The sequence below is a fragment of the Arthrobacter sp. V1I7 genome, assembly GCF_030817015.1.
In the GTDB taxonomy this organism is placed as follows: domain Bacteria; phylum Actinomycetota; class Actinomycetes; order Actinomycetales; family Micrococcaceae; genus Arthrobacter.
In genome coordinates, this window is sequence record NZ_JAUSYS010000001.1 from 2,552,064 (window position 1) to 2,566,134 (window position 14,071).

The window sequence follows — 14,071 nt, forward strand, 5'->3', positions numbered from 1 at the left end:
CCATCCAGAGTGACGCCTTTCCTCTTACCGAACATGGGCGTAGCGTCTATCCAGAAAGTTCGTGATGCCCGGGGATGTCCCGCATCGCGGCCGTTGCCTTGAACCGTAAGAGGAGCGGGGATGGCTGGATGGAACATGGACACCGCTGCCGGCCCTTTGGGGACAGACACGGTTACGTTGGTCGAGGGCTCTTCATTTTGTATCTCCTCGGCGAACGGAGACATCTTTCCTGAACATCCGCACGGCGTCTTCCACGAAGACACCCGGATCCTCTCCCGCTGGAACCTGGCAGTGAACAATCTGCCCTTGGAGCCGTTGACCGCTTCCACCAAGGAGCCATACCGAGCCCTGTTTATAGGGCGCGTTCCCCGCTCGGATGGCTACGCGGACAGCCCCTTGATAGTGGAACGGCTGCGGGAAGTCGGAGCCGGGATCCTCAAGGAAGAAATAACCCTCCGGAACTACTCCTCCAGCGACGCTGAATGCCAGATCACAATCGACGTCGAAGCAGACTTTGCTGACCTCTTCGAAGTAAAAGAGGCCCGGGTTCAGCGGAGCTGGGAACAAAGGCACCACATAGACGGCAACTCCCTCACCATTAATGCTGACTGGCATGACGTCCAGAAGGCCGTGACCGTAACAGCCCCCGGCTTCGACGTTTCATCGAAGGCTTTGGGCTGCAAGGCCACGATCCCGCCGCACGGAACCTGGACAGGCCAACTGACCTTGGAGTCCACCAGCTTCAGTGCAGGGCGGAGTGTTCCGCCCACTGGACCCGCCCGCAAGGAACCGTCCCCCAGCGACCGCCGCCGGCAGCAATGGGTTGAGAAGATTCCCAAACTTCACATGGGCAACCGATCGATGGAGCGCACCCTGCGGCGCAGCTACGACGATTTGGGCGCGCTGAGGATCGAAGACCCAGCACACCCCGAACGGATTGTCGTCGCTGCGGGGGCGCCATGGTTCATGACACTCTTCGGCCGCGACTCGCTCTGGGCTTCGGAGATGGCGTTGCCCGTGGACCCCTCCCTGGCGCTGGGTACCCTGCAGACCCTGGCTGACCGCCAGGGCAGCGTCGTCGATCCTATGAGCGAAGAAGAGCCGGGGAAAATTCTGCATGAGGTCAGACTCGGCGTGTCCAGCGGCCTCTCCCTGGGCGGTAAATCCGTGTATTACGGCAGCATCGATGCCACCCCGCAGTTCGTTATGACCCTTGCCTCGGTGAGCCGGTGGGGCTTTGCCAAGGACACCATCTCGGCATTGCTTCCCCATGCTGACCGGGCTCTGGAATGGATCCGGAAATATGGGGACAAAGATGGAGACGGTTTCATCGAGTACCAGCGACTCAACCCGGAAGGCCTGATCAACCAAGGCTGGAAAGACTCCTGGGACGGCATAAACTTCGCAGACGGACGTTTGGCAGAGCCGCCCATCGCCTTGTGCGAAGTTCAGGCGCTTGCCTACTCGGCTTTTCTATCCCGCGCCTGGATGGCCTATGACGCCGGTGATCGGGGCATGGCCTCCGCGCTTACGACTGAAGCGGCAAAGTTGAAGAGACAATTCAATGAACAGTTTTGGATGCCGGAGAGGGGCTATTTCGCCGTCGCTTTGGACGCGAACAAACGGCAGGTCGACGCCTGCGCCTCTAACATGGGGCAATGCCTGTGGCACGGCATCATCGATGATGACAAGGTTCCGCGGGTAGTGGACCGGCTAATGTCGCCGGATATGTTCAGCGGCTGGGGAGTCCGAACCCTCTCGACCGAGATGGGCGCGTACAACCCCGCCAGTTACCACAACGGATCGGTCTGGCCGCACGACAACGCCATCATCGCCGCCGGTCTAATCCGCTACGGCTATACGGAGGAGGCGCAGAGGATTTCAACCGCACTTTTCGAGGCCGCTGAATACAGTGAAGGCCGATTGCCGGAACTGTTCTGTGGCTTCAGCCGGGACCAGGTCCCGGAACCGGTACCCTATCCAACCGCGTGTTCCCCGCAGGCCTGGGCAGCGACTACTCCGATCATGCTGGTTACCAGCCTGATGCGGTATGACGCGCACATTTCCCGTGGAGGATTTTGGCTGGACCCCGCGCTTCCTGACTCATATGGAGACCTTCACATCACTAACGCCCCCATGGCCGGAAGCCGGATAACGATCGATGTCATCGGCTCCGAACCTTCCGTCCACGGGCTGCCTGACGGCATAACATTCCACCGTGAACACCGGCCGTGGCTGACCGAACTCGTCGAGCAGGCACAAATGGAAAGCAGCGACTAGTGTCCTGCGCCTGAAATTCGCTTCAGAAGTCGCCCGAGGGATTCGAGGATCTGTTCCGCGGTCTTTGTCCAGGTGAAGGGTATGGGGTTGGTGTTCCATTCGCTGACCCATTTGCGGATGTCCGCTTCGAGGGCCTGGACGCTGCGGTGGTCACTGCGGCGCAGCAGGTCCTCGGTGACGAATCCGAAGAACCGCTCGACCTGGTTGAGCCAGGAGGAGTAGGTCGGGGTGAAATGCATGTGGAAACGCGGGTGATTCTCAAGCCATGTCTTCACGGTCGGGGTCTTGTGGGTCTGGTAGTTGTCGCAGATGAGATGGACGTCCAGGCCCTCGGGGACCTGGGTGTCGATCTTGGCCAGGAACTTCCTGAACTCGGCGGCCCGGTGCCTGCGGTGCAGGCTGGAGATCACTGACCCGTCCGCGGTGTTCAGGGCGGCGAACAGGGTGGTGGTCCCGTGCCGGACATAGTCGTGGGTCCGCTTCTCCGGCATGCCGGGCATCATGGGGAACGCAGGCTGGGACCGGGCCAGCGCCTGGACCTGGGACTTCTCGTCCACACTGAGCACGACCGCCGATTCCGGGGGATTCAGATAGAGACCGACCACGTCGTAGACCTTCTCGACGAACAAGGGATCGTTGGAGAGCTTGAAGCCGTCGGCGCGGTGGGGCTTGAGTTCGAAGGTCCGCCAGATCCGTCCGATCGTGGACTTCGAGAGCCCGGAGCGTTCGGCCATCTTCGCCCTCGACCAGTGCGTGGCGTTCGCCGGCGTGGATTCGAGCGTCGCAACGACCACGTCCTCGACCTGGTCGGCGGTGATCGAGGCCGGCCGTCCGGGCCTGGGATCGTCGACCAGTCCGTCCAGCCGGTGCTCCAGGAACCGGCGCCGCCACTTCGCCACAGTATGCGGCTCGACACCGCACCGGGCTGCGACAGCCACGTTCGTCAGACCCTCGGCGCTGGCCAGCACGATCCTCGACCGTGTCGCCAACGCCTGGGATGAGTTCCGTCTCCGGGCCCACCGCTCCAGCGTCCCGCGTTCTTCAGCCGACAGATCCAGCAAGGCCTTCGGCCGCCCGACATTCGCCATATCCTGATTTTATAATTACGAAGCGAATTTCAGGCGCAGGACACTAGGAAGGCACTTCGTCGGCGCCGTCCGGGCCCGCGCCGGGTTTCGTGGACTAACCGCGAAGGCCATCATCGGGAGCATTGAGGCAGGCACTCTCCGACAATAAAGACGCAGTAATACAAAAGCGACTGCCTGCCCCACATGGGCTACACCCCAACCTGACGTCAGGCAAGTTGCAAGGGGTGGTCAGAATAGAGTTCCATTCTTCTTTTCTAACAACGGCTTGCGAATCCTCTTAGATCGAAAACTGACAGTTCTGACTCGGCCCAACCGCTGAGGCAAGAGAAAGGCTCTATCGGGCACGATCGCTCGTTGGTACACATCGATCCATAAGTAGTTCTGGCTCCTGCCACTAATCGTGCCGCTCCCCTACCCTGATCGCGAAAAGGCATCTGGGCTATCTTTCGTGCTGCCTAAGCGGCTCAAGTCGCCCTGCGCAAACCTGGTCCTACATGCAGCTCTTAACCCAGGATTCCCTTCGGCGCTTGCCACCACAGGCACTCCTATAAAAGCAGACGTAAGTGTGGACAGTGTCCACACCCCCTTTGGCAGGACAAACACAGACCCGGCTCCATCTGACCACCAGAGGAAACTTTCCAAACAAGTTCCGCACCAAAGACGCCGCCGTCATGTTGTACCCCTAACTCCGAACCATGATCGGGTGTTGGTCACTCCCGACCAACCAGGCAGAACCGGAACGAGGAACCGCATAACCCCAGCCACAGCAGGCGGAGGGCCCACCAGCCAGGACCATGAACCCGCCACCCACACACCTCCATAGGCAACCGCGGCGGCCAGGCCACAGCCCGCACCTGCGTCAGAGGGACGCGACCACAAGCTTTGTACACACGTTAAAGCAAAAACCCCCTCTGACGAGGGGATATGCCGTGCCCGAGGTGGGACTCGAACTGTATTGCAGGCCTTGAAAACACAGGGAACTCCAGAAAACATAAGCAATAGGGACCAGTCCGCCCGATGTACGGCCCAGTCCGAAGCTCAAAGTGTGGACATTGTCCACACCCCCTTTTCTGGTACACCGCGTGCCACTCCGAACGACTGCCGCGCTCCCCAAACAGGGGACGCGGCCAGTCCGGTGCCTGCAGCGGGCATCCCGGGACATGCGGGGCGGCGTGGCCCCGGATGTGTATACACCGTCATTCTGCGCCGGCGACGCCCGGCTTGTCCGAAATTCGGATCACGGCCGCCCTCCGAAGAAGAGACTGGAAGGAGCCTCGGGCTCCCCGGATATCCCGGCGGTACTGTAGTTTGTTTCTCCACCCCACAACGGAAGAACAGTGATGATACGGGGAATTGGCAGGCGCAGAATGGGCGGGCGTACGGTTAGGCTGGTCGGAGTGGCGTATCTGGTCATCGGGGTAGTGGTCGCCGCAACTCACGGGTATCTTGTGGCGTGGAACGTTCCCGGCAACGTTATGGAAGGTCTGGCGGCGATCGTGCTTTGGCCGCTTGTGGCCTTCTTCGGAGTGAACCTGCATACGTTGATCGCATAGACGTTTGAGTCCCGCTTTGGCGGGATAGGCGATCAGTGAGCGTCGCGGGTTGATCCGCCTGTCGGGTTGATCCGCCTGTCGGGTTGATCCGCTTGTTGGATCAGATGCCCGCGGCGGGCCAGCTAGAGGCGGGCACCCGGGCCCGGCACGCTAACTGTGTGCAAGCACGGCAGGGTGTGCGCCGGACCGCTCCAGTTCGTGTCCTCCGAGACGTGCGAAGCTGCCCACGTCACACCGCCGTCGTCAGCAGCACACGACCAGATCATTACTACAACGGAAAGATGAAGGACACTTCATGACACAGAATCCCGTCCCCGCCTCAGAAACCACCGATACAGCTGCCGGTGAAGAAGAAACCATTGGCAAGTCTGTAAATCCCGGCGCTGACACACCTGGAGCGTCCGAATCACGAACAATGAATAAGGGAGCGGCACCGGAAAGTGGGGCTGCGGACAAGGACGCTGAGGGGAACGAACCTGGCGCCGTAGTGGAGGACATGGATCTTTCACCGCTGGGACTCAAGGATGCCCCGGCGCAGGACGAGAACGAACAGAGCCTCGTCGATCCCGGAAACAGCTGATCTGACCGCTCACATCAGTGCCGGCACCCGGGACTGATGTGTCGTAAGGCACCGCTCCGGCATGCAAGCGTCCGCTGAATTCGGTCGTTTCCCGACCGCTGGTCGGTGCCGGCACTGCGGCGTCGCCGTGATTTCATATGCTGCGAGGGCCGGCGCGCGGTTTCCTGGCCGAACAGGCTCCCGTGGATGCTGTCTTCGCTGGCTCCGACTAGCCCTGTCCGTGGGTGTACTCCCGTGACAAAATAGGCGTTACGCATCACAGTCTCTGCGTTTGTGCTGGCGCTAAGGATCGGAAATGAAGCGAGAGCTGAAGGACGCCGCGAACGCGGTCGAGGATGCATCGAACTCGAGGGCTCTCGTGATTGCCGCCAGGGCAGGTTTTGCCGTCAGCGGCCTGTTGCACCTTCTGGTCGGGTTCGTCGCCATCCAGTTGGCACTAGGCAAGGCGGGACAGGCGGGACCGGCGGATCAGGCCGGTGCAGTCGCCCAACTCGCCGCTCAGCCGCAGGGTCTGCTGCTGCTGTGGGCCGGATTCGCCGCCTGCGTTGCTCTGGCTCTCTGGCAAACAAGCAACGCCGTGTTCGATTACGGTCAGCTGGAGCCCAGGAAGAAAGTGGGAAAGAAGCTTTCCGCAGCCGGCAAAGCGGTGGTATTCGCTGTCATCGCCCTGACGTTTGCTGCCTCCGCCAGCGGAAACAGCCAGACCAGTGGACAGTCCACCAGCGATTTCACGGTCTCCATCATCAAGGCGCCCGGGGGCGCGTTCCTGTTGATCGCCATCGGGGCCGCGATCGCCATCGCCGGCCTTGTCTTCGTTGTCCTCGGAGTCAAAGGATCGTTCAAGAAGGAACTGCGGTTGCCACCCCCGGGCACCGCACGGTCCGTCGTGACGGGGCTGGGAGTGGTCGGCTATGTAGCCGAGGGCGTCGCACTGTTTCTGGTGGGATTGCTGTTCATCATTTCCACCGTTAACGCCAACCCCCGGGAGTCCACGGGTCTGGATGGCGGGCTGAAGGCGCTGCGCGAGCAGCCGTACGGGGTTTACATGTTGACCGCCGTCGGCGCCGGTCTGATCTGTTACGGGCTCTACCTGATGGTGAAGGCCAAATTCGCGCGGATGTAAGCTCCCCTCCGACGACGCGGCCAGCTGGCCAGCTCCTGCTCCAATGGCTAATGGAGCGCCCGCCTCTACCGCGACGACAGCCTCCAAGAGCGCGCTGTACTGGCCTGAGCCGTGCCGATTCTTTCGGAAAGCCTCTATTCACACCCGGATCCAGATCAATGCGCCAGCAGACGATTCCAGGACAAATCGGCCTTCCTGGACCCATTCCTGCAAACCCTCACAAATAGTCAGGGCGTCCTCCTGACGTTCGCGGGCCTCCCTGCGGAGCCGGTCGGCATCCACTTCGGCCTGCTGTGCGTCCGCTTCCGCCCGCGCCGCCTTCGCTTCACCCTCCCGTGCGTCGAGTTCATCTGTCTCCGCCTCCTGGCCCATCTCGATCGGCGGTGCCGCTCCGCCTTCAGCCTGCGCTTGCGCTTGCGCTTGCGGCCGAGGAAAACCGCCAAGCCGCTCAGAGTCGTCTCCTCCTGGCGCTCAGCTGCCGATTTGGTGCACCCCTTTGCTCAAGGTGGTCTGAATCAGACCCTCATGGTGATCCCGAATGAGATTGACATGGACACCACCGCCGGCCTCTTCGCCGTCTACACCTCCACCCTGGGACGCTGGCCAGCCGAACCGCGGGGGGCGATCATCGCCGCACTGACCGGCGTGCTGGCCGAACGCGGCATCACCATCAGCGACGGGCTGCTCGTCGGGAACGAGACACTCGCACAATACGACGGCTCCCAGAACAGCGCGGCGATCCCCCTGACCGCTACCCAGACCAGCGCAATCAACGCCGAATTCATCTACCGCGGCAGCAGTATCGAAGAAACCTACCGGGCACGCGGCCCGCCCCGACAAAAGAAGCAACCAAAGGTGCCGCCGTCGAGAACCAAATGGAGACGATCCGAACTATGTCCGCCGACAAGGCGATCGACCAGGCCCGAAAGCTCTGGGCAGGCATGCTGGACGCCATAACCTACAGATCATCAGCCTCATCGCCAACTTCCAATTCGCAGGCATCCACGACCAAACTCGTGGCAGAAATACCTGGTAGGCGAGAAGTCATACCGGCGTGCAACGCGAAATAGGTTGGGGTGTCACGCCACGCAGTCCGGGCCGCTGCGGGAAAAGGCGGCTCACGAACGGACATCCAAGAAGGTGACAAATGGGCCGAGCATCAGCCTGGAGCGGCCTCACGGCTGTGTTGACGATGTCAACACTCTATGAAGCTCCTCCGCCCCGGGCCAAATAAGTCGGCGCGTTGACTCAAAGATGCCCGCGCAGCGGTATTCGAAGAATCATTTGATAATGCCCGCGTAGCGGCGTGTCCGCCGGGGCGGTGTCTGCCGTTTCGGCATTGTGAGCCATGGAGCTTTCGATGAGTGAACGCAGGGCTGTCACGAAGGTCATCGCCACGCGGTACGCCCGGTCGGACCGGGCGGTGAAGAAGCAGATTCTGGATGAGCTGTGTGCAACGACCGGATGGCACCGCGACCATGCCCGCAAGGCGCTGCGGACTGCGCTGGTGCTGCGGCCTGCCCAGGCCAGGGCCCCCCGGCTGCCGCTCTACGGGGAGCCGGGGCCGAGGCGTTGCGGTTCTGCTGGGCGGTCCAGGGGACCCCGTGCGGCCGGCTCCTCGCGGCCGCGCTGCCGGACCTGGTGCCACGTCTGCGACGGTTCAAAGAGCTGCGCCTTGATGCCGGGACGGCCGCGCAGCTGCTGAAGATCGCGCCGGCGACCATTGACCGCTGGCTCAAGGCCGACCGGGCGAAGCTGGAGCCCCGGGGCCGGTCCCACACCAAGCCCGGAACTCTGCTGAAGGACTCGATTCCGATCCGGACCTGGGCCGAGTGGGACGATGCGGTGCCCGGGTTCGTCGAGATCGACTTGGTCGGCCACGAGGGCGGCAACAACCAGGGTGAGTTCTGCTGCACCCTTGATATCACTGACATCGCAACCGGTTGGACGGAAACCCGCTCGGTGATCAACAAGGCGCAGAAATGGGTCTTCGCGGCCATCAAGGACGCCACCGCCGCGTTCCCGTTCCCCGTCCTGGGCATCGACTCGGACAACGGCTCGGAGTTCATCAACTGGGAGCTCTTCCGCTGGTGCGAACAGGAAAAACTCACCTTCAACCGCTCCCGGTCCGGGAACAAGAACGACGGCGCCCACGTCGAACAGAAGAACTGGCACATCGTCCGCCAGGGCGTTGGCTATCACCGCTACGACACCGCCGGCGAGCTGGAACTGCTGAACCGGATCTGGGCACTCCAGCGGCTGCTAACCAACCACTTCGGACCCCAGCAAAAACTCCTCGCGAAAGTCCGGACTGGCGCGAAGGTCAGCCTGACATACGATGCACCCGCCACCCCGTTCCTGCGCGTCCTGACCGACACCGGCACCGTCAGCAAGGAGACCAAAGCCCGCCTAAAACGCGAAAACAGGCCCCTGAACCCGGCCGCCATCCAGCGTCAGATCCAGGCTATCTGCACAGAGCTCCTGACCCTCACCACCGCTAAACAAAGTCCTAAAAAGCAGCATGCAAACAGCCCGGAAACTCTCCTGATCACCCGCGAGGAGCCGCGCGCGAAGATCCGAAGCCAAAGTCTTAGAGGTCATGTAGTACCCATAACTCCAGACCATGAACTGGTGTTGGACACGCACGCCCAACCCGACAGCACCGGAAAGAGGAACCCGTATACCCCAGTACAGAGCAGGCGGAGGGCCCACGAGCCAGGGCACGGAGCCCGCCACCCACACACCTGAATAGGCCACCGCGGCGGCCAGGCCAAAGCCCGCGAACCAGCCGTCAGAGCGACGCGACCACGTGCTTTGTCAAAACGTCAAAGCAAAATCGTCTCTGACGAGGGAAAACACTGTGCCCGAGGTGGGACTCGAACTGGGTTCCAGCCCTTGCTAACACCGGTAGCCCGCGAAAACATACGGAATCCGGCCCGAACCGACCCCAGTACGACCCAGTCCGAAGCCAAAGATGTGGACATTGTCCACACCACACCCCCTAAGCCTCGATCCACCGGTCGGGTTGAGGTTGGAGCGGCGGTTTAAACGGAGAATGCCTGTCGGATCGGCAAAAATGGGGTTTGTCTAGAACTCCGTTTGGCCAATCCGAGAGGCATCTCGTAGGTGCAACTTTTCCATAGATCCACGCGCGTGTCAGCCGCGTTCGATGATTCCAATCTCGTGTCGGCCGCAGGGCTGGTCCCGGCGATGGCGCTGGCGATGAAAACCTGCCTGGGCGAACTCGCTGATCAGTGGCTGACGCTGCCCGGATACTTCGGCGCAAATGCGGGGTTGAAGGTCACTGCGATGGTCGCGGGCATGGTCGCCGGGGCCGATTCCATCGATGACATGGCCTTGCTGCGGCACGGCGGGATGAAGAAACTCTTCGCCGGCGCATATGCCCCGTCGACTCTGGGATCGTTCCTGAGGGCGTTCACTTTCGGCCATGTCCGCCAGCTCGACGCCCTCGCGGCCCGGTGGCTGGTGAACGTCGCCGCCGTGGCCCCGATCGCCTCCGGTATCGATGATTACGCTTTGGTCGATATCGACGACACCATCAAGGAAGTCCACGGCTACCGGAAACAGGGTTCCGGATACGGTTACTCAGGGGTCCGGGGATTGAACGCGCTGATCGGGATCCTCTCGACCGCGACCGCGGCGCCGGTCATCATCGGCGCGAGGCTGCGCAAGGGAAGCTCCGGGTCCCCGCGCGGGGCGGGGAAGTTCATCGGTGACATCCTTGCCACCGTGAAACGGCTGCGTGGCAAGGACGCCACCGGGCTGGTGCTGCTGCGTGCCGACAGCGCGTTCTACGGCCACTCAGTTGTCGCCGCTGCCCACCGCGCAGGCGCAAAAGTGTCCATTACCGCCAGGATGGACCCGGCCGTCAAACGCTCCATCGCCACCATCAACGAGCAGGCCTGGACCACAATCCAATACACCGACGCAGTCCGCGATGAAACCACCGGAGCCTGGATTTCCTCGGCGGAAGTCGCCGAAACCGCCTTCACTGCCTTCGTGGGCCGAAAGAAAGCCGAACGCATCCACGGGCGCCTGGTCGTGCGCCGGATCCCGGAACTGAACGCCAAAGCCAGCGCGGGGCAACAGACCCTGTTCGACACCCACCGCTTCCACGCCTTCTTCACCACCAGCGCCCTAGACACCGTCACCGCAGACAAAACCCACCGCCAACACGCCATAATCGAGCAGGTCAACGCAGACCTCAAAGACAGTGCCCTGGCGCACCTGCCCTCGGGAAAATTCACCGCCAACGCAGCCTGGCTGGTCCTGGCGGCCATCGCCTTCAACCTCTCACGCGCCATCGGCACCCTCGCCAGCACCGACCTGGGCAAGGCACGCAGCGGAACCATCCGCCGAAAAATCATCACCGTCCCCGCCAGGATCGCGACCTCGGCACGGAGAATCATCCTGCACCTGCCCGCCAACTGGCCCTGGGAAACCAGCTGGTCAAATCTCTTCGAAGCGGCCTGCGGGCCACCACGGACCGCCACCATCTGACCACCCAGCCGACTCGGCGCAACCAGGACCAAGGAACACCACCGGCAGCAAGGCCGGCAACCCCGTCATGCCCATCGACCGAACCCGGACCCAGATCAGAACGACCCTGCCCCATCAAACACAACCGGTGGATCGAGGCTAAGCGGTCCTCCTGCGCACGCCAAGAAAAAGAATCACTTTCCCCAGTGCGGGAATGCGGTTCTTCATTGCGCTGGCGAAAGTGGAACTGCGGACGGGTTCCCCGCACACGATTTCATTGGTGGCGCCGCCCGAACGGTACAGAATTTGCAATGGCGGGAGGCCCGCCCAGCAAAGGAGCACGTTATGGCGGCGACATCAATTTCTCGAACGCCTGGGAAGGAGGAGGTCAGTGCCCTTGGAAGGCTTCGGCGAGCCACCAGGATCCGCCGTCAGAGGCGATCTTGGCGTCGATCACCAAGGGCCGATTCTGGGATCCCGCCTTGAACGATGCCACCCACTCTTGCACAGGCTGGAGATCCTCCGCGACACGCACCGTAACGCCTTCGGCACCAAAGCCCCGGGCAATCGCGGCAATGTCAGTGTCCGGGAATGTCACAGTGCGCAGGTCAACTTTCTTGCCGCCCTCGGCGAAGTGGTGCACTTCGGCCCCGTAGGCGGCATCGTTGTATACGATGCACACGAGTGGGATCTCCAAGCGGACCGCTGTTTCCAGCTCGCTGATGCCCATGAGGAACCCGCCGTCGCCGGCGCCCAAAACAGGCAGTCGATCCGGCCGGGCCAGCGCCGCCCCGATGGCTGTGTAAAGTCCCAGACCGATGGCTTGGAACGCCTGCGTAAAACAGAAACCAAATTCGTCCGGCACGGACAAGTACTGGCTTGGATAGCCCATGAAGTTGCCGGAGTCTACAGAGACAATTCGGTTGGCAGGGAGGATGGAGTCGAGTTCGCGGCTCAAGATACGGGGATCGATTGTCGTAGCCGTCGACAGGTCGGGTGTTTCCACATCCCGCCACCGCGAAGCTTGCTTGATAAGAAGAGCATTCGACTCCGTGCGGTACTTTTCCTCTGCCTTCGGCTGGACGGTCTTCAAGACTGCCAGAGCGTCGTTGGCCGTGAGGGCGGAGTCGCCCAGAACGCCCAGCGCGATTGGCCTGTTGGCTCCGAGCGAGGAATCTTCGACGTCGACCTGGACGACTTTGGCATCCGGCGATATCAGCCGGCCGTGCCTCATGGTCCACATATTCAGCGTGCAGCCCCACCCGATGATCAGGTCCGCCCCGGCTATGAGTTCAGCAGTCAGCGGGGACGAGAAGCCTCCGGAGATGCCCAGGTTGAAGGTCTCACCATTGAATAGACCGTTGGCTACCGCTGAGGTGGCAACGAGTGCACCGCTGTAGTCGGCAAGCGCAAGGATCGAGTCCCGGGCTCCCCGGCCGCCGCGTCCGGCGACGAAAACGGGGCGTTTTGCTTCCCTGAGGAGCTGGACTAGTTGGTCGACGGTTGCGGCGTCGGGACGCAGACGTGCGGGGGGCTGCAGGGCTACCTCGTCAAGAGAGCCTGTCGCCGGCGCATGCTGGACATCCAGCGGGAGGCTAAGGACAACCGTCCGCCGCTCATTGACCGCTGTACGGAAAGCGCGCACAGTGTCTGCCACGGCGGTTTCAGCGGAGTGGATCCTTTCGGCGACCGCTCCGATGCTGCGAGCAAGCCCATCCTGGTCGATCTTGAAATTCGATCGCACCGCCGCGGCCTGCGTGTCGGCTGTCAGCACGATCAGGGGCGTGCGGCTCTTTGCCGCCTCGCCGATCCCCGTGATGGCGTTGCTCAGGCCGCAGCCCTGATGCGTGCTCACGACGCCGACTTTGGCGGACATCCGGGCGTAAGCGTCCGCCATTGTTGCAGCACCGCCTTCATGCCGTGCCGCTGTGAAGGGGACCCCTTCACGGATCAGAGCGTTGGTGACGTCGAAGTTTCCGCTCCCAACAACGCCGAACACGTGGCCGACGCCCAGTTTCGCCAGCGTCTGCCCAACAAGATCAGATACCTGCACCGACTGGCTCATGACTTGTCCATCAGGGCATAAACGCGGGCGGGACTGCCGGTCCCCCCGACAATCGGCAGAGGGGAAACAATCAGGGTGGCACCCAGCACGGGAAGCTTGTCGACCTGGCGAAGGGACGTCACGCCGTACTTGTCCGCACCAAGTAGGAAGGAATGGACCGGGAACATGGGGTCGAAGCCGCCAGCTTGCCCCGCATCAATGCCGACAGTCTCCACCCCAAAGCCGCTGATGCTGTCATTCTTGGCTATCCATTCGGCCCCTGCAGCCGAGACACCCGGCGTATGAGGTCCGGCCTCGTCCGAGTTGACGAAGTCCGCGGCGTTCCCGCCCCGGGCAGACCAACCGGTTCGGAAAATGATCCAGCAGTTCTCCGGAAGCGCGCCGTGTTCCTCTTGAAACTGCTCGAAGTGCTCAGGTTCCAGGAGAAAGTCCGGATTCTGTGCCACCGCCGCCGATTTGTCGATGACCACGAGGGGACCGACGAGGCGGGACGGCTCGATTTGATCCACGGATTTGCCGTCCCGGCCCGAGATCCAATGGATGGGAGCATCCAGATGGGTACCCGCGTGCTCCCCAACACTGACGTCATTCCATGCCCATGCCGGTCCGGCATCGTCGAAGTTGCTCACCGGCGCAAGGCTGAGGCCAACCGTGTTCGCGAAAGGCTCCGGCAGATTCAGTATCGGCGTGTCCCTGCTCAGAGGAGTTGTGAGGTCCACGATTTCGACCGAACCATCTCGGAGGGCTGTGACTAGCCCAGCTATTACAGACATTGTTCTCCTATTCAGTGGGATGATTCTAACCACACGATTGACGTTTTGTATCGCTTTTTTTGCGATCGACAGTAAATGAGTACAAAGGTAGGCGGCAGCGCGCGTGCTC

General features: G+C 62.0%; 10 protein-coding genes. 7 read left to right on the plus strand and 3 right to left on the minus strand.

The window, feature by feature from the left end:
* Window positions 1–120 precede the first annotated feature (120 nt).
* Window positions 121–2,280, plus strand: a complete 2,160-nt coding sequence (locus tag QFZ69_RS11795) for a glycogen debranching N-terminal domain-containing protein (protein ID WP_306918351.1) — start codon at window positions 121–123, stop codon at window positions 2,278–2,280.
* Here QFZ69_RS11795 and QFZ69_RS11800 read toward each other — a convergent pair.
* A complete protein-coding gene (locus QFZ69_RS11800; protein ID WP_306912900.1) occupies window positions 2,277–3,368 on the minus strand; it encodes an IS630 family transposase in 1,092 nt (363 codons plus the stop codon). The two genes, QFZ69_RS11795 and QFZ69_RS11800, sit on opposite strands and share 4 nt — an antisense overlap.
* A 1,397-nt stretch (window positions 3,369–4,765) precedes the next feature.
* Here QFZ69_RS11800 and QFZ69_RS11805 point away from each other — a divergent pair.
* The 6 genes from QFZ69_RS11805 to QFZ69_RS11830 all read left to right on the plus strand — a co-directional run bounded on the left by QFZ69_RS11805 (window position 4,766) and on the right by QFZ69_RS11830 (window position 11,145).
* On the plus strand, window positions 4,766–4,921 hold the full coding sequence (locus QFZ69_RS11805; RefSeq protein WP_306918353.1) for a hypothetical protein: 156 nt from the start codon (window positions 4,766–4,768) through the stop codon (window positions 4,919–4,921).
* 295 nt (window positions 4,922–5,216) lie between these two features.
* A complete protein-coding gene (locus tag QFZ69_RS11810) occupies window positions 5,217–5,501 on the plus strand; it encodes a hypothetical protein (protein ID WP_306918355.1) in 285 nt (94 codons plus the stop codon).
* Window positions 5,502–5,796: 295 nt separating this feature from the next.
* On the plus strand, window positions 5,797–6,624 hold the full coding sequence (locus QFZ69_RS11815) for a DUF1206 domain-containing protein (protein WP_306918356.1): 828 nt from the start codon (window positions 5,797–5,799) through the stop codon (window positions 6,622–6,624).
* Window positions 6,625–6,735: 111 nt separating this feature from the next.
* Window positions 6,736–7,581: a hypothetical protein gene (locus tag QFZ69_RS11820; RefSeq protein ID WP_306918358.1), complete on the plus strand. Its 846-nt coding sequence runs from the start codon at window positions 6,736–6,738 to the stop codon at window positions 7,579–7,581.
* A gap of 684 nt (window positions 7,582–8,265) precedes the next feature.
* Entirely contained in the window at window positions 8,266–9,372 is a 1,107-nt protein-coding gene (locus QFZ69_RS11825) for a transposase family protein (RefSeq protein ID WP_306918360.1), read from the plus strand.
* 378 nt (window positions 9,373–9,750) lie between these two features.
* Entirely contained in the window at window positions 9,751–11,145 is a 1,395-nt protein-coding gene (locus QFZ69_RS11830) for an IS1380 family transposase (RefSeq protein ID WP_306917360.1), read from the plus strand.
* Between the two features lie 367 nt (window positions 11,146–11,512).
* On the opposite strand, the gene QFZ69_RS11835 is transcribed toward QFZ69_RS11830, so the two are convergent.
* Together QFZ69_RS11835 and QFZ69_RS11840 are read right to left on the minus strand one after the other, a co-directional pair.
* On the minus strand, window positions 11,513–13,189 hold the full coding sequence (locus QFZ69_RS11835) for a thiamine pyrophosphate-binding protein (protein WP_306918362.1): 1,677 nt from the start codon (window positions 13,187–13,189) through the stop codon (window positions 11,513–11,515).
* On the minus strand, window positions 13,186–13,962 hold the full coding sequence (locus QFZ69_RS11840) for a cyclase family protein (protein ID WP_306918364.1): 777 nt from the start codon (window positions 13,960–13,962) through the stop codon (window positions 13,186–13,188). Before QFZ69_RS11840 ends, QFZ69_RS11835 begins: the two co-directional genes overlap by 4 nt.
* Window positions 13,963–14,071: the final 109 nt, after the last annotated feature.

Excerpts from the sequence above, each read along its gene's own strand:
- QFZ69_RS11800 (WP_306912900.1), bottom strand. The coding sequence starts at position 3,368 with ATGGCGAATGTCGGGCGGCCGAAGGCCTTGCTGGATCTGTCGGCTGAA.
- QFZ69_RS11810 (WP_306918355.1), top strand. The coding sequence starts at position 5,217 with ATGACACAGAATCCCGTCCCCGCCTCAGAAACCACCGATACAGCTGCC.
- QFZ69_RS11840 (WP_306918364.1), bottom strand. The coding sequence starts at position 13,962 with ATGTCTGTAATAGCTGGGCTAGTCACAGCCCTCCGAGATGGTTCGGTC.
- QFZ69_RS11795 (WP_306918351.1), top strand. The coding sequence starts at position 121 with ATGGCTGGATGGAACATGGACACCGCTGCCGGCCCTTTGGGGACAGAC.
- QFZ69_RS11815 (WP_306918356.1), top strand. The coding sequence starts at position 5,797 with ATGAAGCGAGAGCTGAAGGACGCCGCGAACGCGGTCGAGGATGCATCG.
- QFZ69_RS11835 (WP_306918362.1), bottom strand. The coding sequence starts at position 13,189 with ATGAGCCAGTCGGTGCAGGTATCTGATCTTGTTGGGCAGACGCTGGCG.